Here is a 275-nt window from a genome sequence, read left to right as displayed (position 1 = left end):
GCGCCACGCTGCTGCTGCAGCGGGGGCAGGCGCAGCATCGGACGGATCTGGTGGGGCATGTGAGTGCGCTCACGCCGGCCTGGCAGTGGCCGCATCCGTTGCAGGGGGTTGAGTTGGTGCGGATTTCTGCTGAGATTGATCGGCAGGCGACGTTGCTGGCTGTGGGGGACCTATTTGCCTGGGGGGCGGTGGTTGCACTGGTGTGTGCTGGGGCGATTTGGTTGCAGCGGCATTTGCGCTGAGTTTGCGTTGCGGGTGCATCCCCTGTTTCATCC

1 protein-coding gene is annotated in these 275 nt (G+C 64.7%); it reads left to right on the top strand.

The window, feature by feature from the left end:
* On the top strand, positions 1-242 hold a 242-nt coding region (locus ACVA58_RS28065), incomplete at its 5' end, for a hypothetical protein (protein ID WP_446513516.1).
* Between the last annotated feature and the right edge of the window lie 33 nt (positions 243-275).

Source organism: Photobacterium sp. DNB22_13_2, assembly GCF_052873915.1.
This window is presented reverse-complemented; position numbering and strand designations above follow the sequence as displayed.